Annotated in this window: 25 protein-coding genes; 15 read left to right on the top strand and 10 right to left on the bottom strand. The window is 36.0% G+C overall.

Translation table 11 applies throughout. The features are described 5' to 3' along the window. Positions 1 to 469: 469 nt before the first annotated feature. A complete protein-coding gene (locus FFR48_RS06020) occupies positions 470 to 1,705 on the bottom strand; it encodes a glycosyltransferase family protein (protein WP_137666717.1) in 1,236 nt (411 codons plus the stop codon). Positions 1,706 to 1,779: 74 nt separating this feature from the next. Here FFR48_RS06020 and FFR48_RS30010 point away from each other — a divergent pair, with 74 nt between their 5' ends. Continuing rightward, entirely contained in the window at positions 1,780 to 1,902 is a 123-nt protein-coding gene (locus FFR48_RS30010; protein WP_268932415.1) for a hypothetical protein, read from the top strand. Here the strand turns inward: FFR48_RS30010 and FFR48_RS06015 are convergent. Both FFR48_RS06015 and FFR48_RS06010 read right to left on the bottom strand, forming a co-directional pair. Then, positions 1,877 to 2,551 carry a uracil-DNA glycosylase gene (locus FFR48_RS06015; RefSeq protein ID WP_137666716.1) on the bottom strand — a complete coding sequence of 225 codons (675 nt, stop codon included), beginning with the start codon at positions 2,549 to 2,551 and terminating at the stop codon, positions 1,877 to 1,879. The genes FFR48_RS30010 and FFR48_RS06015 overlap by 26 nt on opposite strands. Positions 2,552 to 2,658: 107 nt before the next feature. Then, positions 2,659 to 3,840, bottom strand: a complete 1,182-nt coding sequence (locus FFR48_RS06010; RefSeq protein ID WP_236104004.1) for a helix-turn-helix domain-containing protein — start codon at positions 3,838 to 3,840, stop codon at positions 2,659 to 2,661. Between the two features lie 162 nt (positions 3,841 to 4,002). Here FFR48_RS06010 and FFR48_RS06005 point away from each other — a divergent pair, with 162 nt between their 5' ends. Further along, on the top strand, positions 4,003 to 4,143 hold the full coding sequence (locus tag FFR48_RS06005; protein ID WP_137666715.1) for a DUF4115 domain-containing protein: 141 nt from the start codon (positions 4,003 to 4,005) through the stop codon (positions 4,141 to 4,143). A gap of 77 nt (positions 4,144 to 4,220) precedes the next feature. On the opposite strand, the gene gatA is transcribed toward FFR48_RS06005, so the two are convergent. Next, entirely contained in the window at positions 4,221 to 5,675 is a 1,455-nt protein-coding gene (gene gatA / locus FFR48_RS06000; RefSeq protein WP_137666714.1) for an Asp-tRNA(Asn)/Glu-tRNA(Gln) amidotransferase subunit GatA, read from the bottom strand. A 221-nt stretch (positions 5,676 to 5,896) separates the two neighbouring features. On the opposite strand from gatA, the gene FFR48_RS05995 reads away from it, so the two are divergent. The 7 genes from FFR48_RS05995 (at position 5,897) to FFR48_RS05965 (ending at position 9,118) form a co-directional block, all read left to right on the top strand. Further along, positions 5,897 to 6,157 (top strand): hypothetical protein, encoded by a 261-nt coding sequence (locus tag FFR48_RS05995; RefSeq protein ID WP_137666713.1) that lies wholly within the window; start codon positions 5,897 to 5,899, stop codon positions 6,155 to 6,157. Between the two features lie 9 nt (positions 6,158 to 6,166). After that, positions 6,167 to 6,547 carry a PIN domain-containing protein gene (locus FFR48_RS05990; protein WP_137666712.1) on the top strand — a complete coding sequence of 127 codons (381 nt, stop codon included), beginning with the start codon at positions 6,167 to 6,169 and terminating at the stop codon, positions 6,545 to 6,547. A 302-nt stretch (positions 6,548 to 6,849) separates the two neighbouring features. After that, positions 6,850 to 7,323: a hypothetical protein gene (locus FFR48_RS05985; RefSeq protein ID WP_307722508.1), complete on the top strand. Its 474-nt coding sequence runs from the start codon at positions 6,850 to 6,852 to the stop codon at positions 7,321 to 7,323. A 62-nt stretch (positions 7,324 to 7,385) separates the two neighbouring features. Next, complete coding sequence (locus FFR48_RS05980; protein ID WP_137666710.1) at positions 7,386 to 7,652, top strand: hypothetical protein; 267 nt, start codon at positions 7,386 to 7,388, stop codon at positions 7,650 to 7,652. A gap of 210 nt (positions 7,653 to 7,862) precedes the next feature. Beyond that, entirely contained in the window at positions 7,863 to 8,129 is a 267-nt protein-coding gene (locus FFR48_RS29290; RefSeq protein WP_137666709.1) for a PIN domain-containing protein, read from the top strand. 277 nt (positions 8,130 to 8,406) lie between these two features. Continuing rightward, positions 8,407 to 8,898 (top strand): hypothetical protein, encoded by a 492-nt coding sequence (locus tag FFR48_RS05970; RefSeq protein ID WP_201277581.1) that lies wholly within the window; start codon positions 8,407 to 8,409, stop codon positions 8,896 to 8,898. Position 8,899: 1 nt separating this feature from the next. After that, positions 8,900 to 9,118 (top strand): hypothetical protein, encoded by a 219-nt coding sequence (locus tag FFR48_RS05965; protein WP_137666708.1) that lies wholly within the window; start codon positions 8,900 to 8,902, stop codon positions 9,116 to 9,118. Here FFR48_RS05965 and FFR48_RS05960 read toward each other — a convergent pair. Beyond that, complete coding sequence (locus FFR48_RS05960) at positions 9,115 to 9,762, bottom strand: Uma2 family endonuclease (protein WP_137666707.1); 648 nt, start codon at positions 9,760 to 9,762, stop codon at positions 9,115 to 9,117. The two genes, FFR48_RS05965 and FFR48_RS05960, sit on opposite strands and share 4 nt — an antisense overlap. 119 nt (positions 9,763 to 9,881) lie before the next feature. On the opposite strand from FFR48_RS05960, the gene FFR48_RS05955 reads away from it, so the two are divergent. The 4 genes from FFR48_RS05955 to FFR48_RS05940 all read left to right on the top strand — a co-directional run bounded on the left by FFR48_RS05955 (position 9,882) and on the right by FFR48_RS05940 (position 12,934). After that, the gene (locus FFR48_RS05955; RefSeq protein ID WP_137666706.1) at positions 9,882 to 11,237 is read left to right on the top strand and encodes a helix-hairpin-helix domain-containing protein; all 1,356 of its coding nucleotides are present in this window, start codon (positions 9,882 to 9,884) and stop codon (positions 11,235 to 11,237) included. A 155-nt stretch (positions 11,238 to 11,392) separates the two neighbouring features. Further along, positions 11,393 to 11,737 (top strand): DUF6464 family protein, encoded by a 345-nt coding sequence (locus FFR48_RS05950; RefSeq protein ID WP_137666705.1) that lies wholly within the window; start codon positions 11,393 to 11,395, stop codon positions 11,735 to 11,737. A 74-nt stretch (positions 11,738 to 11,811) separates the two neighbouring features. Next, the gene (gene ybiA, locus FFR48_RS05945) at positions 11,812 to 12,288 is read left to right on the top strand and encodes a riboflavin biosynthesis intermediates N-glycosidase (protein WP_137666704.1); all 477 of its coding nucleotides are present in this window, start codon (positions 11,812 to 11,814) and stop codon (positions 12,286 to 12,288) included. A 343-nt stretch (positions 12,289 to 12,631) separates the two neighbouring features. After that, positions 12,632 to 12,934, top strand: coding sequence for a DUF6881 domain-containing protein (locus tag FFR48_RS05940; protein ID WP_096572556.1), 303 nt, complete (start codon positions 12,632 to 12,634; stop codon positions 12,932 to 12,934). A gap of 55 nt (positions 12,935 to 12,989) precedes the next feature. On the opposite strand, the gene FFR48_RS05935 is transcribed toward FFR48_RS05940, so the two are convergent. Further along, positions 12,990 to 13,676 (bottom strand): HAD family hydrolase, encoded by a 687-nt coding sequence (locus FFR48_RS05935; RefSeq protein WP_137666703.1) that lies wholly within the window; start codon positions 13,674 to 13,676, stop codon positions 12,990 to 12,992. Between the two features lie 104 nt (positions 13,677 to 13,780). On the opposite strand from FFR48_RS05935, the gene FFR48_RS05930 reads away from it, so the two are divergent. Further along, positions 13,781 to 14,557: a glucosamine-6-phosphate deaminase gene (locus FFR48_RS05930; protein ID WP_096565509.1), complete on the top strand. Its 777-nt coding sequence runs from the start codon at positions 13,781 to 13,783 to the stop codon at positions 14,555 to 14,557. Between the two features lie 516 nt (positions 14,558 to 15,073). On the opposite strand, the gene FFR48_RS05925 is transcribed toward FFR48_RS05930, so the two are convergent. The 4 genes from FFR48_RS05925 to FFR48_RS05910 form a co-directional block, all read right to left on the bottom strand. Continuing rightward, positions 15,074 to 15,763: a DevA family ABC transporter ATP-binding protein gene (locus FFR48_RS05925; RefSeq protein WP_137666701.1), complete on the bottom strand. Its 690-nt coding sequence runs from the start codon at positions 15,761 to 15,763 to the stop codon at positions 15,074 to 15,076. A gap of 307 nt (positions 15,764 to 16,070) precedes the next feature. Beyond that, complete coding sequence (gene devC / locus FFR48_RS05920) at positions 16,071 to 17,243, bottom strand: ABC transporter permease DevC (RefSeq protein WP_096565513.1); 1,173 nt, start codon at positions 17,241 to 17,243, stop codon at positions 16,071 to 16,073. A 194-nt stretch (positions 17,244 to 17,437) separates the two neighbouring features. After that, positions 17,438 to 18,637 (bottom strand): ABC exporter membrane fusion protein, encoded by a 1,200-nt coding sequence (locus tag FFR48_RS05915; protein ID WP_137666700.1) that lies wholly within the window; start codon positions 18,635 to 18,637, stop codon positions 17,438 to 17,440. Positions 18,638 to 19,065: 428 nt separating this feature from the next. After that, positions 19,066 to 19,389: a hypothetical protein gene (locus FFR48_RS05910; RefSeq protein ID WP_096565517.1), complete on the bottom strand. Its 324-nt coding sequence runs from the start codon at positions 19,387 to 19,389 to the stop codon at positions 19,066 to 19,068. Between the two features lie 1,006 nt (positions 19,390 to 20,395). Here FFR48_RS05910 and FFR48_RS05905 point away from each other — a divergent pair. Next, positions 20,396 to 24,451: type I polyketide synthase (locus FFR48_RS05905; RefSeq protein ID WP_137666699.1), on the top strand; the 4,056-nt coding region annotated here is incomplete at its 3' end.

The following is a 24,451-nucleotide window of genomic DNA, read 5'->3' as shown; positions in this document are numbered from 1 at the left end:
GGATGAGAAATCCTGGGTATTAAAGTTTCTCCACTTGATTGAATTTCTGGATTGAATTTCTGGCAGTGTATAACCAAGTAAGTTGGTAGTTTTTTGATTGGCGTAAACATTGCGTTTTTCTTCTAGATCAAAAATATCAATATGTTATGTTAGCTGAGGGATGAGGTAAAATTTTAGCGATCGCATTTTTGAAAAAGAAACTCAAATGTAACTAAGCTTATTGCATTATTTTTTTCACCTATTTGCCAAAAAAACTCTGATTAGAGAAGATTTTATAAAATTGCATATTCAAAATAATTGAACATAACTAACCACCTGTCACCTAGCTTTCACAGATAACTTTTTCAGCAAACCCTAGTTATTCTCTCTGGTTTGACGATTTCATTGGTTATCTTTTTGATAACTGATTGCACACCTTGAATTAAAAGTTAAATCATACTACTTTTTGAAGTGCGGAATGTGGGTTTTATCATCTTACAATAATGTCCTTCACTAAACCTGCTAACTTTTGTGCAGCACCACCTTCACCCCTAGCACTGCGTAATTTATCTTTAATTGCTGCTAACTTTTCAGGATTTTCTAACAAATCTAAAACCATTTCTCCCACAGTGTCCGGTTGCAATTTTCCCACTAATTCCGGTACAATTTCACTTTGCGCCCAAATATTAGGCCAAGCTAATAAACCTTTATTTCTCAGAAACCACCAGTTAATTAATTTAGCAAAACCAGAACCTAAACCCGGTAAATTTGCTAATAAACCTGGTAAACCATCCCAAGAACGCATTGCATCTAATTGTTGAGTAGGTAATAATACAATCATTGGTATTCCCAAAGCGCCTAATTCTGCGGTATTTGCTCCTACTGTAGTTAGACAAATTGCACATTGAGATAATAAATGATAAGCAGGGTTTTCTTGTTTTAATTCTACTGTTAAACCTGTAGAGGTTTGCATAGAATTATCTATTAAAGATGCACCGTTAAAACCGAAAGCTTGAGTAAATTCGTTTTTTTCAGGATTTGCAAAACTGGCTAATGTTGGTAAATCTAAAGTTGGTGCAACAGGAATAAAAAACTTTGTTTCTGGTTTTTTAGAGTGAATATATTCAGCAATAGCTAAAGTTAAAGGTACCCCTTGAGTTAACTTAGCTTTTTTTGAACCTGGTAAAATTCCAATCAATTCAATTTTAGATTTTGGATTTTGGTTTTTGGATGTGATAAGCTGTTGTGCAGCTTCTAACATTAAATCACCGACAACGGTAAATTTATGTGCATATTGAGGTGAGACATTTTTGATCACTTGGGGTTTCATCACTCCAAAACAGTCTATAAAATTATGCCAACGTGCTTCCCATTCTGCATAAACTACGGTTTTATATCCTAATTTTTTACCAATGATGACAGGAAAAATTTGATCTCCTCCCAAAAATACAACTACACCTTTTTTTCTCCAGTCCCAATTTTCGGCTGTTTTTCCTGTTAATAAAAACTGCCAAAAATGCTCAGGTGCTTGCACTCTATTTACCTCTGGATAGGAACTAGCTATACTTACTTCTCTACCACTAGCATGAGGACAAGGTGATAAAATCACAGAAATTCGCACTTGAGAAATATCATATCCTAATTGTTCTCTTAATGCTTTAACGACAGGACGCACCCAAGTTGTAACTTCCCCTGGTCCATTAGAAAGAATGAGAATATCAATCATATTTTTTTGAATAGTTATTTAATTTGTTATGGTTGGTAATGGGTAATGGGTAATGGGTAATGGGTAATTGGTAATTGGTAAAAATAAAATTGATTACCCAGTCACCAGTCACCAGTCACCAGTCACCAGTCACCAGTCACCAGTCACCAGTCACCAGTCACCAGTCACCAGTCACCCAGTCACCTCATCATATTTAGCTTTAACAGCTTGTATATCTTGCCACATTAACCATTTTGGTGAGCCTTTTTCCCTGGAAGAATTACGTAACAAATAGGAAGGGTGAAAAATAGGCATACATAAACGCCCTTCCCAGTCTATCCACTGTCCGCGAATTTTCGTAATTCCTTGTTTATTACCTGTAATTCCTTTAACAGCAGTAGCACCTGTTAATAAAATGATTTTTGGATCAACTAAGCGAATTTGTTCTAATAAATAAGGTTTACAAGCGGCCATTTCTTCGGGGGTGGGAACTCGGTTTTCCGGTGGACGGCATTTTACTATATTACAGATGTATACATCATGCTCCGTACTCAAATTTACAGATGCCAAAATTTTATCTAATAATTGCCCAGACTTACCCACAAATGGTAAACCAGTTTCATCTTCATTTTGTCCTGGACCTTCCCCAATAATCATGATTTTAGCTTGGGGGTTTCCCCTTCCCACTACAGCATGAGTGCGATTTTCACCCAACTCACAACGATGGCAATTTTGACAATGTGGTGTTAATTCCGTCAAACTTGTATAAGTTCCTGACGGAATGGGAATTTTTGCATCTGTAGGAATCAAGTCTTTTTGATTAAAGTTTGATTCGTTAAAAAGGCTAAGTTGGGTATCGCTGTTCATGAAAATTGGGGCTTTGGGTGGGCTATTTCTAAAGTAGACGTTTGTTGAATCTTGATATTAGTGAGAATTTCATTGTATCAATATAATTGATTTTCATTCATGCTTAACTACAATGCTTCTGGTGGAGAAATTTCAGATCCAAGACAGACACCAGTATGATGAGACTTGACACCTTGGTTAACATTTGCTTCCCTCTTTTGATTTGATTTACATAGTGATGAAGATGTAGGAATAATCACTTGGGAATTTTGCACTGCTTGATCGTTTGCTTGCTGAGAAATTAAGGATAATCCACCGACTGCCCCAGCTACAAGGGCTGTATAGCCTACATATAAATGTATAGGACCTATTTCTAAATTTAATTGTCCAGGAGATTTTTTGGTTTGATACCAGGATGGTAAAACGGATTTAGATTGATTTGAGACGGGTAAGGAATTAGCTAAAATTATGCCATTTAATCCTAAAGCATTTCCCATGACGCGGATAAAACCACGAATCAAAATATCCTCTGGTAATTGATCTAAATCAGCATTTTCCACTGCTTGCATTTGATGAACTGATATATGAGTATAAATATTTAACTTTTGCAGTGTTATTCCTTGAGATTGCCTTGCTTGTCTGAGTTGTTCTCCAATTTGACGTAGACTTTCTAACCGCTGTTCAGCTGCTTGTTTTACTAGTATTTGACTTTTAGAAAGTTTTTGATTTTGCCAAAGCCATTTAATGGGTGTTGTTGTTTTCGGTGTTTCTTCCATGGTTTTATTTCCTACAACATTTACTTTTACATGAGGGTGATCAGATTTAGATTCAGATGTGGATGGTGAGTTGTTTTGAGTTATATCCACCAATCCTACTTGTGGATTTGATGCAGAACTTTTAAAGGTGAGTAGTGAGTTACTAGATTCTTCTAGATTTGCATTTGATAACTCCGTGCCATCTTCCTGAATATTGATATTTGTAAATTCCTGTTGTTTGCTGGCAAATTGCTTAAATGCTAAGGTGATCGCTTCTCTACCGACAGCTTTAAATAAATTTTTGGCTTGTTCATCCGATGCACCAAGTAATTTTTGCACGTTAGCCACCGCTAGGCGATAAACTTTACTGCGATGGAGTTCAGATTCTATCTCTCTCAGTAGCGATCGCAATTCATCTTTACTAATTTGAATAGTAGGATTGCCAGGTATGTTGAATAAGTACGCAGATGCCATAGTCATGATCTCAGTTTCTCCAGGTGCTAGAGGGAAAAGTGATTTTACCTGTGTCATTTCTTCTGTGATTAATTGCGACATCCGGATTTTCAGGTATCATTTTCGACTATTAACCGCCAAAACTCATAATTATTACTAATAGGCTATGGGGAACAGGGAACTAATATAGATTATTAACGTAGTCAGAAAACCTTTATTTCCAATTCAGATGTTGTAGTTTCTTGATAACTTAAAGGTAATTCATTGTTACAAGTAAAAGCTGATGGGAAAACTGAATTTGAGGGAATTTTCAGCAAGGGAGATCGTAAAACCTGGAAGGCAAAAAAGTCTTTGACTGTCCGTTATGGTAATGCGGGTGTGGTGTTGGTGTCCTGGAATAATTAAGAACCCAAAATATTAGGAAGATCCCCAAATTCTTAGAAAATTTGGGGATCTTGTTGTTGATAAATCATTTAGGATTGCTATATTTTCGCTGTTTGCAAATGCCAATCTGTTGATTGTTCGTAAGCATAAGCTACTTGGAAAAGTTGATCTTCTCTTAATACTTTACCAATTAATTGTAATCCAATTGGCAAACCTTTGCTGTCAAAACCACAAGGTACACTAATTCCAGGTAAACCGGCAAGGTTAACAGGAATTGTCATTAAATCATTCAAGTACATACTTAAAGGATCGGTGATTTTTTCCCCGGCTTTAAATGCTGTGGTGGGTGCGGTGGGAGTGACTAAAACATCAACTTGAGCAAAGGCATTTTCAAAGTCTTCTTTGATTAATGTGCGGACTTTTTGCGCTTTTAAATAATAAGCGTCATAATAACCGGCACTGAGGGCATAAGTACCAATCATAATCCGGCGTTTGACTTCTGTACCAAATCCCATTGCACGGGTGCGGGTGTACATTGATAATAAGTTATCTGCATCTTCCACACGTGCGCCGTATTTTACACCATCATAACGGGCGAGGTTGGCTGATGCTTCTGATGGGGCAATAATGTAATAACTGGGAACACCGTAACGGAAACGAGGACAGGAAATTTGTTGAACTTCCGCGCCTAAACTTTCTAGTTGGGCGATCGCTTTATTTACTGCTGCTTCAACTTCTGGATCTAAACCTTCACCAAAGGTTTCTTTAATCACGCCAATCTTTAATTTTTTCCCTTTTAAATCTGGTGTTAAATTGGCAGTGTAATCAGGAATTTCGACTTTTAAACTGGTGGAGTCTTGGGGATCGTAACCTGCGATCGCGTTTAATAAAATCGCTGCATCTTCCACACTTCTACCAAATGGTCCAATTTGATCCAAGGATGACGCATAAGCTACCAACCCATAACGGGAAACTAACCCATAAGTCGGTTTCATTCCCACCACACCGCAAAAAGAAGCTGGTTGACGAATAGAACCCCCAGTGTCAGAACCAAGAGAAACCACACATTCTTCCGCAGCAACCGCAGCAGCAGAACCACCAGAAGAACCACCGGGAACTCTGGCAATATCCCAAGGGTTAGCGGTAGTTTGATAAGCGGAGTTTTCTGTGGAACTACCCATAGCAAACTCATCCAAGTTGGTTTTACCAACCATTACTGCCCCAGCATCAGCGAGTTTTTGGGTGACAGTAGACTCATAAGGTGGGATAAAATTTTCCAGAATTTTAGAAGCGCAGGTGGTGCGAATGCCCTTGGTACACATATTATCTTTAATACCGATGGGAATCCCTGCTAAGATACCGATTTCTTCCCCAGCAGCGATTTTTGCATCGACAGCGCGAGCTTGTTCTAGTGCCTGTTGTGCAGTGACAGCCAAGAAACTGTGCAGTTTTGGTTCTAGTGCTTCAATGCGGTTTAAGGATTCTTGGGTGATTTCAACGGCTGAACGTTCTTTTTTTACTAGCTGTTTGTGCAACTCGTTAATGGATGCCATAAATAATTTTTCTCTTTATCATTCAAGTCATTGATTTTAGCATTTACAGGTGTGAGGGTGGTGTTTTGTTGGTTGGTAGGGTTTATGGCACGCGGAGGCGCGGAGAGGGGTTTGAGAGGGGTGGATGATGTTAAATTATACTGATGTTAGGCAAAAGACAAGATATGCTGTGAGATAAGCTTAATCAATAAATGAAAATTAAAACTAAACAAAAGAGCAAGATGAGTATTAACCTGAACCTACCACCAGAATTAGAAAAGGAACTTCATACAGAAGCTGAAAAACTTCATTTACCTTTGTCTGAATATATTTTACATATTTTATCTACCAGAAAAGTTGCAGATAATTTACCGAAGACGGGAGCAGAACTGGTTGCATATTGGGAAAATGAAGGCGTAATTAATTCCCGTCCTGATATTACTGATAGTCAAGTTTATGCTCGTGAGTTGCGTCATCAGGCTGAAACACGGGAGCGAGCATAGGTAAGTTTTATGTACTTATTGGATACAGATATTTTGATTGATATTCAACGTGGTCATGCTCCAGCAATTGCTTGGTTTTCTGGTCTTTTAGAAATACCTAGCGTTCCTGGTTTTGTGGTTATGGAACTTATTCAAAATTCTCAAAATAGCCAACGGTTACGCGATACTCTCAAGCTTGTTGCTCCCTTACCTGTAATTTGGCCTACTGAAGTTGACTGTGCGATCGCTCTATCCAATTTTACCACCTATCACTTATCAGATAATTTAGGGTTACTTGATGCTTTGATTGGCGCTTGTGCTGTCGGTAGAGGGGCTACTCTATGTACGTTCAATGTCAAGCATTACAGGGTTATACCCAACCTTATTACAGCACAACCTTATAGAAGATGAAAAATTATGATATTTTTTTACATACCATTTATTTAAGATCATGCAACTCAAAGGAGTATTAAAAATTGGCGTACTACGTAAATATATTTAGGACTTACGCAAGATGTGACTGAAAACCTTATTCTTGCGTAGGGGTAATTCATGAATTACCCCTACTTTCGTTTCCTTTTGCGTAAGTCCTGATATTCTCTCCAGACACTTATGAAGCATTCTCAAAATCACCTCGTGATCTTGCTGGCTTTCGTCAGAAGAGGCAAAAAGCCGCAGATAAAATTAAAGTTGGTGATAAGTTCATTTGTTATATGAATAAACAATCCAGGTGGATAGGTGTTCTTGAAGTTCAAGATAAATACTCAATAGGCGACACTCCTATCTTTGTTCCTAACGATGAAACTGATCCCTATGTAATTCGTTTCAAAGTTAAGCCTCTGGCGTGGCTACCTAAAGAAAAGACAATTCCAATTCATGATAATAGAGTTTGGGAGCATTTGTCTTTCACTAAAAATGTTGATAAAAATTCATCCCTATGGACGGTAAAAATTCGTAATAGCCTTAATCAATTAGATGATAATGATGGTCATTTTCTTGAAAATTTAATTCTGGATCAAGTAGTTAAACAGGAAGTTTTTGAAATTAATGAGGTTGAGTATCAGAAGCTAATTACAGTGAGTAAATGCGATTATCTTGAGTTAAAGAAAACAATCTATGGTGAGAAAGCGTTAGCAAAGCTCACCGTTCGCGTCGCGTGCCGAAGGCATAGGTATCGCTCAACCTAACCTTGACCTAAAATAGAATAAAATCAACTATAACAGCACAAAAGTTTATCCTCAAAATACCTATGACACTAACCCTTGATCTATCACCAGACCTAGAGCAATATCTTTTACAAGAAGCCAATCAGCATGGACTTTCTGTAGAAGCAATGGCATTGCAACTTTTAACAAATTCTATTTTATTAAAACAAAAGCAAGCCGAAGCTGTTAACCTTATCCAATCTTGGATAGATGATGAAGATGAGTCAGAACAGCAAGAAACAGGTGAATATTTAATTCATGCTTTGGATAATGATCGGTTATCTGAACGCAAACTGTTTCGGCTCTCCTAGACTAGATATGACCATTTAACACTTAATACTTGGTTAAGTTCATTATGTATCAAGAGATTCAATAAAATCAAAATCAATTTTTATTAAATCTATTGTTTTGGATTAGTGTAATCCTTGCATGATAATAGTTTTAGCCATTATTTTTTATTAAATTACCATAACCACTCTAGGAGAGCCACTGTTTCCCGTTGAAATGAAGGGGATTACCTGGTGAACCAAGTCATTATTTTGGATACAGGTCCCCTTGGTTTAGTTACTAATCCCAAGCTATCGCCTGAGAGTATAGAATGTGCTAGATGGCTTCAAAATCACATTAATTCAGGAAGTCGAGTGATTATTCCAGAAATTGCAGATTATGAGGTTCGACGTGAGTTATTACGAGCAAATAAAATCAAGGGAATTGCACGTTTAGATGATTTAGCCAAGTTCCTTGAGTATCTGCCAATTACAACAACTGCAATGCAAAAAGCCGCATAAATTTGGGCAAAAGCCCGTCAAAAAGGGCAGCCGACAGCAGGAGACAAAACAATTGATGGTGATATAATTTTGGTGGCGCAGGCAATAACTTTAGGAGTTCCAGATGTTGTGATTGCCACCACTAATATTGGTCATTTATCGCGGTTTATTAAAGCTGAACAGTGGCAAAATATTTCTTAAAATAGTGAGATTGCTCATCTTTCCACTTGAGTTAAATAAAGCAACCTATCGGGGGAAAGCGATCGCCTGAATTAATTTACTGTAGTCCCTAAAAATTATGAATATAAATGCTTCTATTATTGATCAACGTTTGAATTCATTGATTGATACCATTCGACGACAAGCTGCTGAAGAATTACGTATTAATGATCCTGGCAAACTTAAATCTTTGGCATTTGTATATTTTTGTGTGCAAACTATTCTCGATTTAGATGATTCTCATACCTTTGATTGTTTAATGGAAGGCGGTGGAGATTTTGGTGTAGATGCCATGCACATTTCTGAAGAACATGATGGAGAGTTTACGGTTAGTTTATTTCAAGCAAAGTACAAAAATGATTTACAAGGAAACGCGAATTTTCCTGAAAATGGAATCAATGCTCTGATCAATGCAATTCGATTTCTGTTTGATCCTGGTGCAAAATTAGAACATATTAATCAACGCTTACTTACCAAGGTAGAAGAAGCCCGTAGCTTAATTAGAGATGGATATATTCCCCAAGTTCGAGCATTAGCTTGCCATGCAAATGGGGCGAAGGCTTCTCCATGAAATGAATCTTCAAATAGAGCAAATTAACCACCGCAATTTTCATGATGCTAATTTGTTGATCGATCAAAAGGGAGAGGATTATTTTAATGATTCAGTACGAGATATTCAACAAGCACTACAAAAACTTTATGGCAGTCAGGATATTTCTTTACAACAACTTTCGGCTACATTCCGACGTGGGGATTTAATTGAGAAACTTCAACAAATAGAAATCTCTTAACTTAGGGTTGTTTGAGAAATACCCTCATTTAAAGTCTTCAAAACCTGCTGCATATCTCCACCTAACAAAGCCGGAACATTCAACCATAAACCCGGAAATTCTACACTTTTAATAATTCCCTCTGCATCCGGTTTCATTTCTATATATTTACTATCTTCCAACACAAACCAATCCATTTCTTGATCAAAAGTTCGCCAAACTATATACTCTTTTACACCATTCCGTTGATAAACTCGTTTCTTATCATGGAGATCATAGGAAACGGTACTGGCGGCAATTTCTACTATTAGTTCTGGCGCAGCGGCAATATAACCATCATCATCAATTATGGCATTCCCATCTACTCTAAATAACACTACATCGGGTTGAGGTTCGTTGTCATTATCAAGGCGGACAGTGGGTTCAACACCCAACTCTATCCCACCAACAGCAGTTTTGTAAGTCCATAACCAACCTATCAAGTCGCCATGTGGTTTAGCATGGGGTGTAAAGCGTAAAGGAGAAGCCACGTATACAATACCTTCTATTAATTCAGCTTTTTTGACATCGGGTGTCGCAGTATAACGACGTTCAAACTCTGCACGATCCAGGCGATCGCCATTTTCCAACAATGGTAAATTCGGGGGAGATTTAGCAATAGTCATGGTGTTGAAAAACTCTTCTAACCTACACTATAACAATCTTCAATCATTCATCAGAAAAGTCTGCTTTTAGTTCTAGCTTGATCATGCCATAATAGAACAAATTATCACAGCTAAGTAATATGGTTAAAGTAGTTTCCCGTCAATACGTAGGTGAAGCCAATGTTTATGATATTGGTGTTGAGAAAGATCATAATTTCGCCATTAAAAATGGTTTCATTGCCTCTAATTGTTTCAACAAATCCCACTCTACAGCTTACGGTTATGTCACTTATCAAACAGCATATTTAAAAGCTAATTATCCATTAGAATATATGGCAGCACTGTTAACCGCTAACAGTGGTGATACAGATAAAGTGCAGAAATATCTGAACAACTGCACAACTATGGGAATTGAAATTGATCCGCCGGATATTAATCGCTCAGGTTTGGATTTTACCCCCGCAGATAATAAGATTTTATTTGGATTTTCGGCAGTGCGAAATGTGGGACAAAATGCGATCGCCTGTATTTTAGAAGCAAGAACCGAAGGAGGAGTATTTAAATCTCTGGCTGATTTTTGCGATCGCATTGATTTACGTGCTGTTAACCGCCGTACTTTAGAATCATTGATTCAATGTGGAGCTTTTGACAAAATAGAACCTAACCGCCATCAATTGATTAAAGATTTAGAATTAGTCTATGAATGGGCGCAATCCCGTGCTAAAGATAGAGCCATTGGGCAAGGAAATCTCTTTGATTTGATGGGGGGAGGATTTGGTAATAATGGTAATCCAACAACAACTAACAATGGTTTTGAATCTGCACCTAAAGCTGAAACAGTTTTAGATTATCCCCCACAGGAAAAGTTGCGGATGGAAAAAGAATTATTAGGTTTTTATGTATCCGCCCATCCTCTGAAAAATATTAAACAATCATCTTCTTTGCTCTCACCAATTAATTTGGCACAGTTGGGAGAACAAAAAGATAAAACATTGATTTGTGCAGTTGTTATGCTCAATCACGTGAAAAAAGTGATGACTAAAAAAGGTGAGCAAATGGCAATTTTACAAATAGAAGATTTAACAACAGCATCAGAAGCAGTGGTTTTTCCTAAAATTTATGAACGAGTTAATTCACTATTGGAAATAGATACCAGATTAATCATTTGGGGAAAAGTAGATAAACGAGATGAACAAACTCAATTTATTGTTGAAGATGCCGAACAAGTTGAAAAAGTGCAGATGGTAGTAGTGGAATTAAATCCACAGGAAGCTGCTGATATTGAAGTCAAGCGTCATTTAAGTTCAATTTTAACAGAACAATCAGGTGACAATAATCAAGCAAAAGTTCCTGTAATTGGTATTATTCAGGCAGGAAATTCTCGTCAACTGGTGCGTTTTGGTAAGAAATATTGGGTACAAGATTCTTTCTTAACTATGCAATCTTTAAGAAATGCTCACTTCTCTGCTCATGTTAAACAATTGACGGATACTTAGTAAGTATTCAGCTATCAGTAATCAGTTAGCTGAATACTTACGTTTTGCTGATAGCTACAACTTATGTGATTTGTGATAACATTTCCAGTCAGAGACTGGCAACGAGATAAATGAGATTTGAGAAAAAATCAATGTCAAAATGAGGTAAATTAAAAATGTTAAAAACAATACTGTTGCTTTTCATTGGTTTTTTGCCGTCTCTATGGTCCTTGTGGGTACTTCACAAAAACCAGCAACGGACAAGCGCACGGAGGAGACAAGTAACTCTTAACTATTCCCAGATAGAATCATATATAAGACCAGTTCAAGACGATTGCGCTGAACATATCGACGAAGGCGATCGCTATTATTTAGAAGGTGTAGGCTATTTAATAGGTGATATTAGTTGTAAATTTAATGCTCGATCTGGTTACGTCCGTTGTGCTGTCAACCCTAGTGGACCTTGTCAAAACTGCCGTCACTATGAACCTAGAGAGTTAACCAGTAGCAAGCAAATTTAACTATACAACAATATAATATAAAATTACTGCATTCTCAATATGAAAAAAAGAATCATTTTACAGGGATATTTTTCATGACAATCTACTTTTATCATACTCGTGAACAATATGGTTGTTTTTCTAACTTTTCACCACATGGATTTGCATTAGATAATTTATATTGGTTTACAAGTGAACATTACTTTCAAGCACAAAAGTTTATTGGTACAACACATTTAGAAAAAATTCGTCTTGTTAAAACACCCAAAGAAGCTGCAAAAATGGGTAGGCAAAGAAGTCGTCCCTTACGTTCAGATTGGGAAGACGTAAAAGATGATATTATGCGAAAAGCGGTGTTATGTAAGTTTTCTACCCATGCAGATATTAGGGAGATTTTGTTGTCCACAGGTAATGAGGAAATAGTAGAAAACTCACCGATAGATTATTATTGGGGTTGTGGATCTGATGGTAGTGGTAAAAATATGCTGGGCAAAATCTTAATGGAAGTAAGGGAAATAATATTAATTAGCAAAAGCAGAGGTCAGCAGTCAGGAGTAAAATCCTCTTGTTAAATCGCTTTTTACTTTGCTTTTTACTTCATTTACCAGCAATACGCTGTTGTAAATACTCAGACTAGAAACATTGCTTAATTTCAAGTATAATCTTCTTAATTATTAGCAAATTTCATGTTTTTTTTACCTAGCTAATGTATACAATAGATATTGTAGATGTTTTATTCATAATTTACAACAGTTAAGGTAAATGTCCGTAGATGAGGAGTGAAATCACTATAGCAGTCCTAAATATTATGTGAGAAAATCTATTACCTATTGTCCGTTACCTGCATCGAAAAATAAGTATGGCTAGACCATGCAAAATATTACAAATGAAACACAAATGAAAGAGGATTGCGATATGACTACATTACAAAAAACAAAGAAATATTACAAATGGTCTTGGGATGTATCACTTGGGGGTGAATATGATTCTTGGGGTCGTAGTACGTACTTTATGGAAATTGATAGTGATTTATATGCTCGTAGACAAATAGAAGTTTATGAAAATGGCAATGTATTATTCTATGATAAAAGCCATTCATCCGATGATTATGGAATGCTATGCGATAAAAAATTAGATGATAAGGATATTGAGGAATTTGAAATTTCCGAGGCAGAATTTGAACAAATATGGCAAAGTAAAACCCCTATTAATAAATAGGAGTTAGGAGTTAGGAGTTAAGGGAATTACCTGTATTAAAAATCTCAAAAATTCATCAAAATGTAGATGATAACTGACCTAAATTGACTGTTATTGAGGAATTAAGGAAAGTCCATAGACGCAAATCAGTAAAATCGGGAATGTCCATGAATGTCCCCATATTTTGTAAGACTTGGGGATCATGGGTAGAAGCGATACCAATAGTGGGGATATTAGCAGCAACAGCAGCACGAATACCAGAAGGAGAATCTTCTAAAGCAATAGCTTGTTCTGCTGTAATTCCTAACTTATTGAGAGCAACTTTGTAGGGTTCAGGATCGGGTTTACCTGCTAGACAATCATCTGCTAAAACAATAGTATGGAAAACTTCTTTAATTCCCAGAACTTCCAACATAAATTCCGCATTTAACTGGGGAGCATTGGTTACTAATGCGCGTTTTATTTGATGTGTTTTGGTCCATTCTATAAGTTCAGAAAAACCAGCTAGGGGTTGCAGGTGGGAAGCACTGTGACGGAAAAGAGCTTCTTTTTCATCTGCAAATTTTTCACCTGCTGCTGATGATAAATGTGGTAAAATATCCTTGACAATTTCTGGGTTAATTCTGCCACTAATGCGGGATTTGTAGAAAGTTTCATCAATTTCGATGCTGTGATTTAACAGCATTTCTCTCCAAGCTTGGTAATGTATAGGATCAGTATTGACAATAGTTCCATCTAGATCAAAGAGAATTACTGTCAGCATGATTTTTTTGCTAAAATGTAAACAACTATTAAGTTAATTTACTTAGTTTAGCGTAAATGAGTCCATAAAATCCCCACATTCTTTTTTTATCTTGTCAATAAATTATGAATACTGCTACAACATCTTTTCATGTCGAGGATCTCCTGGTGCAGATTTATAAATCGGAAACAGAAATGGCGCAGGATGTTGCTGAAATTGTACAGAAGTATCTATATAAACTGCTGCAAGAACAGGAGACAATTGCTTTATTATTAGCTACAGGAAATTCTCAACTTAAATTTTTGGATGCTTTAATTACTTTAGGTGGGATAGATTGGTCAAAGATAACTTTATTTCACCTTGATGAATATTTAGGAATTAATGCTGATCATCCTGCAAGTTTCCGGTATTATTTGCGGGAGCGTGTAGAAAAACGGGTATTTCCAAAGCAATTTTACTATATAGAAGGGGATGCTTTAGAACCTGTTGGGGAGTGCGATCGCTATACCAAATTATTAAAAGCTCAACCCATTGATTTGTGTCTTCTTGGTGTGGGAGAAAATGGACATTTAGCTTTTAATGATCCCGCAGTTGCTAATTTTGAAGATGCTGCTAGTGTCAAATTAGTAAAACTAGATCAAGTCAACCGTCAGCAACAAGTGAAAACCGGATATTTCCCCAACTTAGAAAGCGTTCCCCAGTATGCTTTTACTGTAACCATACCTATGATTTGTGCAGCTAAAAAAATTATTTGTTTAGCACCAGAAACACGCAAAGCCAAAATAGTTAAAGAGATATTACATGAGTCAATTAACACAAATTGCCCAGCTTCTATTTTGCGAACACAACCACAAGCCGTATTATGTTTAGATGTAAATTCTGCTAGTTTACTATCTTCTTAAACTGCTGAATTTTGTCTTTTGTTGCAGATATTGTTGATGTAATTTCCAACTAGAGAAGCAACTTTCTAAATATGGACAATCTTCACATTTCATTTCTTTTCCAGGATTTTGACATCCACAGGGAAGATTTACAAAACATTCATCAGGATGTTTAGGAAGCCATGACCTTCTAAATATAAAATATAAAGTTGCTTCTTGTAAGCAAATAAGTAAATCTTGCACCATAATACAATTAATTGTGAATCTAAAATGTGAATTGTCTAATGTGAATTTCAAATGTAAATTGACAATTTAAAAGATAAGTAGGTCAGTGGATAGATACCCGAATTCTTGGAGAATTCGGGTATCTGACCATGACATTCCTATACTTTACATAAATTACTTTACATAAATGGTAAAATTATTACCTCATTCTCAAAGTAGAGATTTTATCCACCAAAAGACATAATTTAAACCTGAAAATTTCCTCATTCTTGTAGAGACATTATCGTTGAAATTGTTTACTCATTGAAAGAGTTATGAAACTTGTTTAATTAACTTACCATCTTCCATGTGAATGATTCGATCAGCAATATCTAAAATGCGGTTATCATGTGTCACCATTAAAATCGCACAATGTTGTTCCCGTGCTAATTCTTGCATCAAATTAACAACATCTCGACCTGTTTTACTATCTAAAGCTGCGGTAGGTTCATCAGCTAAAACTAATTTAGGATGACTAACTAAAGCACGAGCAATAGCAACTCTTTGTTTTTGTCCACCAGATAAATCAGATGGATAATAATTAATGCGATCGCCTAATTTTACAGCATGAAGCATGGCTTCTGATTGCATTCTACCTTCCCATTCAGAAATGTTTGGTTGTAACTCTAAAGACATTTGTACATTTTGTCTAGCTGTTAAAAAGTCAAGTAAATTATGAGCTTGAAAAATATAACCTATTTGGCGACGGACTTGCACTAATTTATTATTTCCTGCTCCACATAATTCTTCTCCAATAAATTTTAAACTTCCCTTTTGTACAGAACGCAAACCGCCAATCAAAGTTAATAAAGTAGTCTTTCCTGAACCAGAAGGACCAGTCATAATGACAATTTCACCAGATTTAATTGATAAATTAATGTCAAATAATATCTGATTTTTTAATTTGCTTGTACCAAAGTATTGATTGAGGTTACTAATTTCTAAAATTGCGTTTGATTCCATAAAATCCATAATATTATATGGGTTGATCAAAGTAACTATTCAGAATCCAGAACAATACTGTTCGGTTAAGAGTTGTTGTAGGTTGGATTGAACAAAGTGAAACCCAACAAACGCTTGTAAAAGTTGGGTTTCGTTCCTCAACCCAACCTACGTGATTTCGTTGTTATTAGAAGAAAAGTATTGGAATCCAGACTAGCGAAAAATAACATATTTTCCAGTCTAACTAGATAATTATCATAAGCTCTGAAAGCTTTCTTTCTATTCCTGGTTTCACCAACATTCTGACTCCTGACTCCTGAAATATTAATTAGAAAATTTCTGCTGGATCTAATTTGCGTAATTTATTGGTAGAGAAAAATCCTGAAGTTAAACACATGACAATAGCAGAAATTAACACTATTAATGCTTTGTTCATATCCATAGTAATGGGTAACTGAGTTGCGTTTTTGGCAATATCATAAAGTCCCAAGGATATAGCAAAACCGGGAATATAACCCAAAGCTGCTAAAATTAAAGCCTGTTGAAAAACCACTCGTAAGAGATATTTATTTTTAAAACCCATTGCTTTAAGAGTAGCAAATTCAACGAAATGGGTAGATATATTACTATAAAGAATTTGATAAACAACAATTACCCCAACCACAAAACCCATGATCACCATCAAGTTAAATACAAATCCAATCGGTGTTCTTAAAGTCCAATAACTTTTTTCAAATTCAATAAATTCTTTACGAGTCATAACGATAACATCTTTGGGTAACTTAGCTGATAAATTTGTCAAAACTTTTTTGGAATCAGCACCAGGTTGGAGGTGAATTAAACCTATGTCTATGTCATCCACATCTCGCCCAGCAAATATTCGCATAAAAGTAGAAGAACCAACAATTAAATTACCATCAACTCCAAAGGAAGGACCGAGACTAAATAAACCACTAACTTTAACTCTGTAACCTACTAAACCTGTATAACTAAATATTTCCATAGTCACAGGTTTATTTTGCTGATAATATTCAGCAATTGGTCCAAATTCTGGACGTGAAGCACGGTCAAAAAATACTTGATCAGGTATTTGCAGTGACTGAAAATCATCTTGCAGTTCTGGTAATTTAAAGATTGATTTTACTGGATCAAATCCTAATACATAGATAGGATACTTACGCCCATTAATGGGATTTTTGAACTTAGCAAACTGTACATATAAAGGATCAACTGCTGACACATCTGCAAAACCTAAAGTTTGATATAAACGACTGCGGGGAAAACTTTGATTAGAAGTTAAAGACCTATATTGGGCGCTAATTAAAAATAAGTCTCCTTGCAGATTTTTATGCAATTGTGTAGCACTAGCATACAAAGCGTCTTGAAAACCGATTTGCATAAACATCAAAACAGCAACAAAAGCAATTCCAGCTAAAGCTACAAAAAAGCGAACTCTTTGTTTAGCTAATTGTAGCCAAGCTAGAGGTATATTCAAAATCATATTTAAAACCTCTAAAATTATACATTAGAATGATTAAATGTCAGCAGTCAGCTTTTTAATTGTTAAAGATTCTGACTCCTTTACGGGCGTTCGCGAAGCGTGCTGGAAGCATCAGCATTCGGGCGAACAATTATCAATTTTTATCACAGGTTATTTTCCGAATGCTTCGCCCCTACGACTCCTGAATTATTAGCTTATATTTTGATCATTACCTCAACCTGTAAGTTAGTTAAAGCTGCGACTTTTTGGTTGTCTTTTGGGTCATTAATACGAATTTTGACATCAACTATTTTGTTGTCTGTATCAGCACTGGGATTATTATTAAAGATATTTTGTTTACCAACTTGCAAACCAATGTCTGTAACTGTGCCTTGAATTTTTCCTGTAAAAGCATCAGCAGTAATTTCCACGGACTGACCTAAACGCACTTTTTTAATATCAGTTTCGTAGACTTCTGCGACTACATACATTTGTTGAGTATTACCTAATTCAGCAATGCCATTACTACCAATTATTTCTCCTGGCCAAGCATTAATTTTTAACACTTGTCCATCTATTGGTGAACGGATAGAACTTAAATCTAGTTCTGCTTGAGCTTGTTTAACAGATGCTTTGGCAATTTCAACATCTGCTTTCGCTGCTTGCACATCGGTAGGACGAACTTCGGCAATACTATCAAGTCTAGCTTGGGATTCATTTAACTGTTTTTGCAACGTTTCTACAGTTCGATTGAAGGCAGCTTTGGCTTCATTTAATTGTTGTTGTACAGTATCCTTGCGTAAGCGTTTAGTATCAGCATCTGAAGCAGAAATAGCACCATCTTGATATAATTTCTGATATCTTTGATTTTCTGTTTCTGCATTATTTAATTCAGCTTCTAAACGAGCAATTGTTGCTTTTTGTGCAGAAGTTTCACCCCTTAACTCAGCTTCTAAACGAGCAATTGTTGCTTTTTGGGCATAAATATCACCTTTTTTTGCTCCAGCTTCTACTCTTTTCAGATTAGCTTCAGCAACTTGTACTTGTCGTTTAGCTTTTTCTAAAGCTGCTAGATTAGGAGCGTAACTATCAAGAATTGCTAATACTTTTCCTTCACGAACTTCATCACCTTTTTTTACCAAAAGTTTAGCTACTCTTACACCCCCCAATTGTGTACCTGGAGCAGACAAACGAATAATTTCTCCTTGAGGTTCTAAACGTCCTAAAGCAGCAACAGCAGTCACTATTGGACTAGGACTGCTGATAGGAATTGGTTCGTTTGATTTAGATTTGGAATTAAAACGTGAAAGACTGTAAAAATATACTACGCCAGTAGCTACAACTGTAGTCATTGCCAAAGTTATTGACAACCAATTTACAGGGTTTGCGAATGACTGCTTTTCTTTGTGTACCATAATTATGCCTTTAATTATGCCCTTAATTATGTTTTTGAATTGGCAATTAGCACGTTGTTTTTCCCCTCATGGGGTTAATAGAAGCTGCTATCTCGATCAATAAAATCAATCAAAGAGATAGAGCAGTACACTTGATAGCATTCCCTGATAATGTTGGTGCAACTTAACCTCAGCATTCAGTTGTCAGCAGTCAGCTTTTTAACGGTTACGCTAATAATTACTTTTTGATAATCAACCAATTGATCAAACATTCTGACTCCTGACTCCTAACTCCTAAATCCTGAATTCTTATGTTTTTTGTGGTTATTAATATTTGATAAATTTGGTAAAGATAGAGCTAGGAAGATGGATATATATCCATCAATTCCTTAGCTGTATCGGCTGTGAGCAGAGCTATTTAGTATTTTCTGCACCTGTAAAGTGCATGGTTATTTGTTGAGCATCACTTCTTTTTTCTTTTTCATAATCGCCAAGTATTCACTGCGAGTTCCATCCACACGATAATGATCACAAATTTGGCACAATTTAAGGATATCCAAGCGGCTGAATACTTTTTGATGTTCAATTCCGTTGTCGTTGCGCCACCGCCAAAAAGTTGTTCTATCAATTCGGCGATCGCTCTCTGGCCATCTACGTCGTGATAGAAATTCTACCAATTCATCTTCATAAAAAGAGTAGCCTTTTGGTAATTTCAGCAGTTCTTCTCTCAACTCATTTAGCGGTATGAGTGGATCTAATTCAGATAGTCTCATGCCAGCAAGCCCTTATAGTTTCTTGTAATTACCATTTTGCAGAAATTTACACACAATCTACACACAATCTGGTTAAATCGCATGAATTTTTACTGCAATACTGGGCGGTTAAGAGTGGATAGATTGATGAATTAATAAAGTGAATTTATATATTCACTCCACCTAAATTCTGGATCTACCCACTACGTTAAACGAACAGCATGGATTTACATTTACATCATTCAATCACACACAATAAACTGATTAATGATCAATTTCAAGTCCTATGCAACAAATTTATTCAAGAAAATTTGCACGTAGCTTGACAGATTGAAAATTCATCAATATAGTTGATTTGCATTTGATACTTAAATACCTAATTTAAACGCTTTTTGAATCAAAAAAATGATTAGTCTCATACTTTAGATATAGCCAGTAGTTATTAAAATTACAGATGTTTTTCTCTTCTGATAAAATATAGCTTCATCAATTATTAAAGATGTTGGTAATTTAAATATTATTTAAAACTTATTTAAATAAGATAAAAAATCTGCTCTGGGATAGATGCAAAATTCACAAACTTGTAAAAATACTTCCATCAGTGAATAACTGGTTGAATAAATATCCTTGTTGTTACCTGATATTTTTTTGTTCTTTCTATTCCCTATTCCCTACCTTCAAAGATATGCAATTTATATGCAACTTTTGTAATCAAATAAAAATCATCAGCTAAATTTGATAGTAATTGGATAAGCAAAAAGCTCACGAATTAATATATCTCAAGCTCAAGCAAACTTAGATTTCATCCAACTTGATTAAGTTGCATCTAAGTTGCATATAAGTTGTAAAAGATTTGTCACCAGTCTAATATCAAGATAAGTTAGCGGCAATTTGAAGTTACAGGGAAGAGGATTAAGTTTTTTCTATGAAACTATCCTTGCTTGAGCCGCCGAGCAAAGCATTTTACCAAATTTAAATAACAACTTTCTCAAAAAAATTCAATCGCACAAGAAACAAAGATATTGTCATGGCTGCTGCCAAATTTGAAGCTGCGTTAGCACAATTGCAAAATGAAGTTAGTAATTGTGAAAAGGCTTTGCTCAAGCTTATTAAGGTGAAAAAAAATATGCGCGATCACAAAAACGATCACACCAATTTAGACAGTAAAATTAATAGCCAATTGCAACAAAGTAACATAGCAATTATTGGCATGGCTTCGATATTTCCTCAATCTAAAAATTTACAGGAATATTGGGAAAAAATAATTCAAAAAGTAGATTGTATTACTGATGTTCCTCCTTCTAGGTGGAATATAGACGATTACTATGATCCTGATCCCAAAACACCAGACAAAACTTACTGTAAACGGGGTGGATTTATCCCAGATATTGATTTTAATCCGATGGAATTTGGTTTACCACCAAATATTTTAGAGGTGACAGATATTTCTCAATTATTAGGTTTGGTAGTTGCGAAAGCAGCAATGGAAGATGCAGGTTATAGTGAATCTAGAGAATTTAACCGCGATCGCACTGGGGTAATATTAGGTGTAGCAATTGGTAGACAATTAGCAGTACCTTTAGGTTCAAGATTGCAATATCCAGTGTGGGAAAAAGTTTTGAAAAATAGCGGTTTATCGGATGAAGATACCCAAAAAGTAATTGAGAAAATTAAAAGTGCTTATGTACAATGGGAAGAAAACGCCTTCCCCGGAATGTTAGCTAATGTGATTTCTGGACGTATCGCCAACCGACTAGATTTAGGCGGTATGAATTGTGTAGTTGATGCTGCTTGCGCCAGTTCTTTAGGTGCATTAAAAATGGCAATTAGCGAATTAGTTGAAAATCGCGCCGACATGATGATAACCGGCGGAGTTGATACTGATAATTCGATTTTTGCCTATCTGTGTTTTAGTAAAACTCCTGCGGTTTCTCCGGGAGAAAAAGTTAAACCATTTGATGCAGAATCTGATGGCATGATGTTAGGTGAAGGCGTGGGAATGGTGGTACTCAAACGCCTGGATGATGCAGTGAGAGATGGCGATCGCATCTATGCAGTCATTAAAGGTATCGGCAGTTCCAGCGATGGCAAATATAAAAGCATTTACGCCCCCCATTCCCAAGGACAAGTAAAAGCCCTCCGTCGTGCTTATGAAAATGCCGGTGTTTCACCAGAAACTGTGGGTTTAATTGAAGCACATGGCACAGGAACAATGGTAGGAGATCCCACAGAATTTACATCCATAACTGAAGTTTTTAGTGACAACAATCCCAAAAAACAATATATTGCTTTGGGAACAGTTAAATCCCAAATTGGACACACCAAAGCCGCCGCTGGTGCAGCAAGTTTAATTAAAACAGCGTTAGCATTACATCATAAAGTATTACCACCAACAATTAACGTTACTAAACCACATCCAAAACTGAATATCGAAAATTCACCATTTTATTTAAACACAGAAACTAGACCTTGGATTAGTAACCAACCCAGACGCGCTGGAGTAAGTGCATTTGGTTTTGGAGGCACAAATTATCATGTTGTTTTAGAGGAATACACCAATGAACATGAACACTCGTATCGTTTACACAATTCTGCAAAATCCATCCTCTTATTTGCACCCACAACCGCAGAATTATTATCTCGCTGTGAGAATATCCAACGACAACTACAATCAGAAAATAAAGAACAACATTATCAACAACTAATTACAGAATCTGAACAATTAGAAATTCCCATCAATTATCCCAGAGTGGGATTTGTAGCAGCATCTTTGACACAAGCAACAGAATTTTTACCAGTCATTATTGACTTACTAAAAAATAAACCGCAATCTGAATCTTGGGAACATCCCAAAGGAATTTATTACCGACAAAAAGGAATAGAAACTACAGGAAAAATAGTGGCTTTGTTCTCTGGGCAAGGTTCGCAATATTTGGAAATGGGACGGGAATTAGTCATTAACTTTCCTAACTTACGTCAAACCTATAATCAGATAGATAATTTGTTTTGTAAAGATGGGTTAAACTCTTTATCCGAAGTTGTATTTCCGCCGCCAGTTTTTGAACCAGAATATAAACAAAAGCAACTAGAAACACTGCAAAAAACCGAATATGCACAACCGGCAATTGGCGCTTTTAGTACAGGTTTGTACAAGATATTACAACAAGCAGGTTTGAAAGCAAATTTTGTTGCTGGTCATAGTTTTGGAGAATTAACAGCTTTGTGGGCGGGGGGTGTTTTAAGTGAAGAAGATTATTTTTTCTTGGTCAAAGCTAGAGGACAAGCAATGGCCACACCCACAGAAATTGACGCCGGGGGAATGTTGGCAGTTAAAGGTAATGTCAGTCAGGTAACGGAATTAATTAAAGACTTTCCTCAGGTTGCTATTGCTAATTGTAATTCTCCAAATCAAGTAGTATTAGCTGGGAAGAAAGCAGAAATTAGCAAAGTACAAAATGTTCTGCAAGAAAAAGGATTTTCGACATTTTTATTAGGAGTTTCCGCTGCTTTTCATACACCATTAGTAGCCCATGCCCAGAAACCTTTTGCCCAAGCAATTGAAAAGGTAACTTTTAATCAAGCGCAGATTCCCGTTTATACTAATGTCACAGGGGAATTGTACCCCAATCAACCCGCAGCAATGCAAAAAATTCTCAAACAACATTTGTTAAATCAGGTGTTATTTCAACAAGAAATTGAGAATATATATGCGGCTGGTGGTTATTGCTTTATTGAGTTTGGACCTAAAAATGTTCTCACCAACTTAGTAAAAGAAATTTTAGGTGAAAAACCCCATATAGCTATAGCTTTAAATGGGAACTATCGTAAAAATAGCGATTTGGTATTAAGAGAAGCAGTCATACAATTGCGGGTTGCTGGTATACCTTTGCAAAATCTAGATCCATATCAGATTGAAACTAAAATACCCGAAGTTAATAAAAAGGATCAAAAGAAAATTTTGAATGTGCGTTTGAATAGTACAAATATTACCGACAAAGCACAAAAAGCATTTGCTAAAGCCTTAGAAAATGGTCATGTTATCAAAGCGGAAACAGCAAAAGTTAATGAACATCACCCACAACCAGTTGCGGATATCAAAATTACCGTCCCCAAAAATCAGGAATTGTTAGTAGAAAAAAGCAGTAATGGTAAGACTGTGAATAAAGATAGTAACGGCCAATTAGAAAAAATAGAACAACCTGAAACAATAGAACAACCTGAAACAATAGAACAACCTGAAAAAGTTGAAATTCAACTTTCTAATTATGACAGAGTAATTGACAGATTAGAACAATCATTAGCAGAATTTACTCACCAACAAAGTGAAATTACACACGCACATGAACAATCTTTGCAAAATCAAACAGAGTACACAAAGACATTTTATGAATTAATGCAACAACAATATTCATTGTTAGCAAATGACGCAAGAAATGAACATCAAGCGCAAACACAACAACTAGCAATTTCTAGTTGCGAACGTAGCATAATGCGATTGCATGATCATCAAGCTGAAACTATCCGCATTCATGAAAAATATCTCAACTATCAACAAGACTACGCCAATAATTACTTTCAATTACTGCAACAACATTATGATTTTTGGCAGATTACTGATGATATAAATCAAAACCAATCTCCTTCTCAACCTCTTCCTCACCATCTCCTAAAAGCACAAGAAAACGGAAAAAGCTTAATTAAAGAAAATGATTTGAATATTTCCCCTCACCTTGTAGGAGAGGGGTTAGGGGAGAGGTTTATTTCCCCTCCCCAACCAGAGGAGAAGTTAGAAGAGAAATCAAATACTATTAACGTCGTTCCCACAACTCCAATTAATATAGATACCTCCACCCTCAGTCAAACTCTACTCAATATCGTCAGTGATAAAACAGGTTATCCTGTAGAAATGTTAGATTTATCAATGGATATTGAGGCAGATTTAGGAATTGATTCTATCAAAAGGGTAGAAATTTTAGGAGGACTTTTAGAACTTTATCCCGACTTACCTAGACCTAACCCAGAAGAATTAGGACAACTGCGGACACTGGGAGAAATTGCCGAGTCTATAAAAACTCTAGTTCCA

It is taken from the genome of Sphaerospermopsis reniformis, from assembly GCF_005402885.1.
Taxonomy (GTDB): Bacteria; Cyanobacteriota; Cyanobacteriia; order Cyanobacteriales; family Nostocaceae; genus Sphaerospermopsis; species Sphaerospermopsis kisseleviana.
This window is presented reverse-complemented; position numbering and strand designations above follow the sequence as displayed.

What these genes read in the sequence shown, in the direction of transcription:
- FFR48_RS05970 (WP_201277581.1), top strand. Translation starts at nt 8,407, where the DNA reads ATGAATATAAATGCTTCTATTATTGATCAACGTTTGAATTCATTGATT.
- FFR48_RS05995 (WP_137666713.1), top strand. Translation starts at nt 5,897, where the DNA reads ATGAGTATTAACCTGAACCTACCACCAGAATTAGAAAAGGAACTTCAT.
- FFR48_RS05955 (WP_137666706.1), top strand. Translation starts at nt 9,882, where the DNA reads ATGGTTAAAGTAGTTTCCCGTCAATACGTAGGTGAAGCCAATGTTTAT.
- FFR48_RS05990 (WP_137666712.1), top strand. Translation starts at nt 6,167, where the DNA reads ATGTACTTATTGGATACAGATATTTTGATTGATATTCAACGTGGTCAT.
- FFR48_RS05925 (WP_137666701.1), bottom strand. Translation starts at nt 15,763, where the DNA reads ATGGAATCAAACGCAATTTTAGAAATTAGTAACCTCAATCAATACTTT.
- gatA (WP_137666714.1), bottom strand. Translation starts at nt 5,675, where the DNA reads ATGGCATCCATTAACGAGTTGCACAAACAGCTAGTAAAAAAAGAACGT.
- FFR48_RS06010 (WP_236104004.1), bottom strand. Translation starts at nt 3,840, where the DNA reads ATGTCGCAATTAATCACAGAAGAAATGACACAGGTAAAATCACTTTTC.
- FFR48_RS05965 (WP_137666708.1), top strand. Translation starts at nt 8,900, where the DNA reads ATGAATCTTCAAATAGAGCAAATTAACCACCGCAATTTTCATGATGCT.
- FFR48_RS05985 (WP_307722508.1), top strand. Translation starts at nt 6,850, where the DNA reads ATGAATAAACAATCCAGGTGGATAGGTGTTCTTGAAGTTCAAGATAAA.
- FFR48_RS05930 (WP_096565509.1), top strand. Translation starts at nt 13,781, where the DNA reads ATGAATACTGCTACAACATCTTTTCATGTCGAGGATCTCCTGGTGCAG.
- devC (WP_096565513.1), bottom strand. Translation starts at nt 17,243, where the DNA reads ATGATTTTGAATATACCTCTAGCTTGGCTACAATTAGCTAAACAAAGA.
- FFR48_RS06015 (WP_137666716.1), bottom strand. Translation starts at nt 2,551, where the DNA reads ATGAACAGCGATACCCAACTTAGCCTTTTTAACGAATCAAACTTTAAT.
- FFR48_RS05980 (WP_137666710.1), top strand. Translation starts at nt 7,386, where the DNA reads ATGACACTAACCCTTGATCTATCACCAGACCTAGAGCAATATCTTTTA.
- FFR48_RS05915 (WP_137666700.1), bottom strand. Translation starts at nt 18,637, where the DNA reads ATGGTACACAAAGAAAAGCAGTCATTCGCAAACCCTGTAAATTGGTTG.
- FFR48_RS05910 (WP_096565517.1), bottom strand. Translation starts at nt 19,389, where the DNA reads ATGAGACTATCTGAATTAGATCCACTCATACCGCTAAATGAGTTGAGA.
- FFR48_RS05950 (WP_137666705.1), top strand. Translation starts at nt 11,393, where the DNA reads ATGTTAAAAACAATACTGTTGCTTTTCATTGGTTTTTTGCCGTCTCTA.
- ybiA (WP_137666704.1), top strand. Translation starts at nt 11,812, where the DNA reads ATGACAATCTACTTTTATCATACTCGTGAACAATATGGTTGTTTTTCT.
- FFR48_RS05935 (WP_137666703.1), bottom strand. Translation starts at nt 13,676, where the DNA reads ATGCTGACAGTAATTCTCTTTGATCTAGATGGAACTATTGTCAATACT.
- FFR48_RS06020 (WP_137666717.1), bottom strand. Translation starts at nt 1,705, where the DNA reads ATGATTGATATTCTCATTCTTTCTAATGGACCAGGGGAAGTTACAACT.
- FFR48_RS05960 (WP_137666707.1), bottom strand. Translation starts at nt 9,762, where the DNA reads ATGACTATTGCTAAATCTCCCCCGAATTTACCATTGTTGGAAAATGGC.
- FFR48_RS05940 (WP_096572556.1), top strand. Translation starts at nt 12,632, where the DNA reads ATGACTACATTACAAAAAACAAAGAAATATTACAAATGGTCTTGGGAT.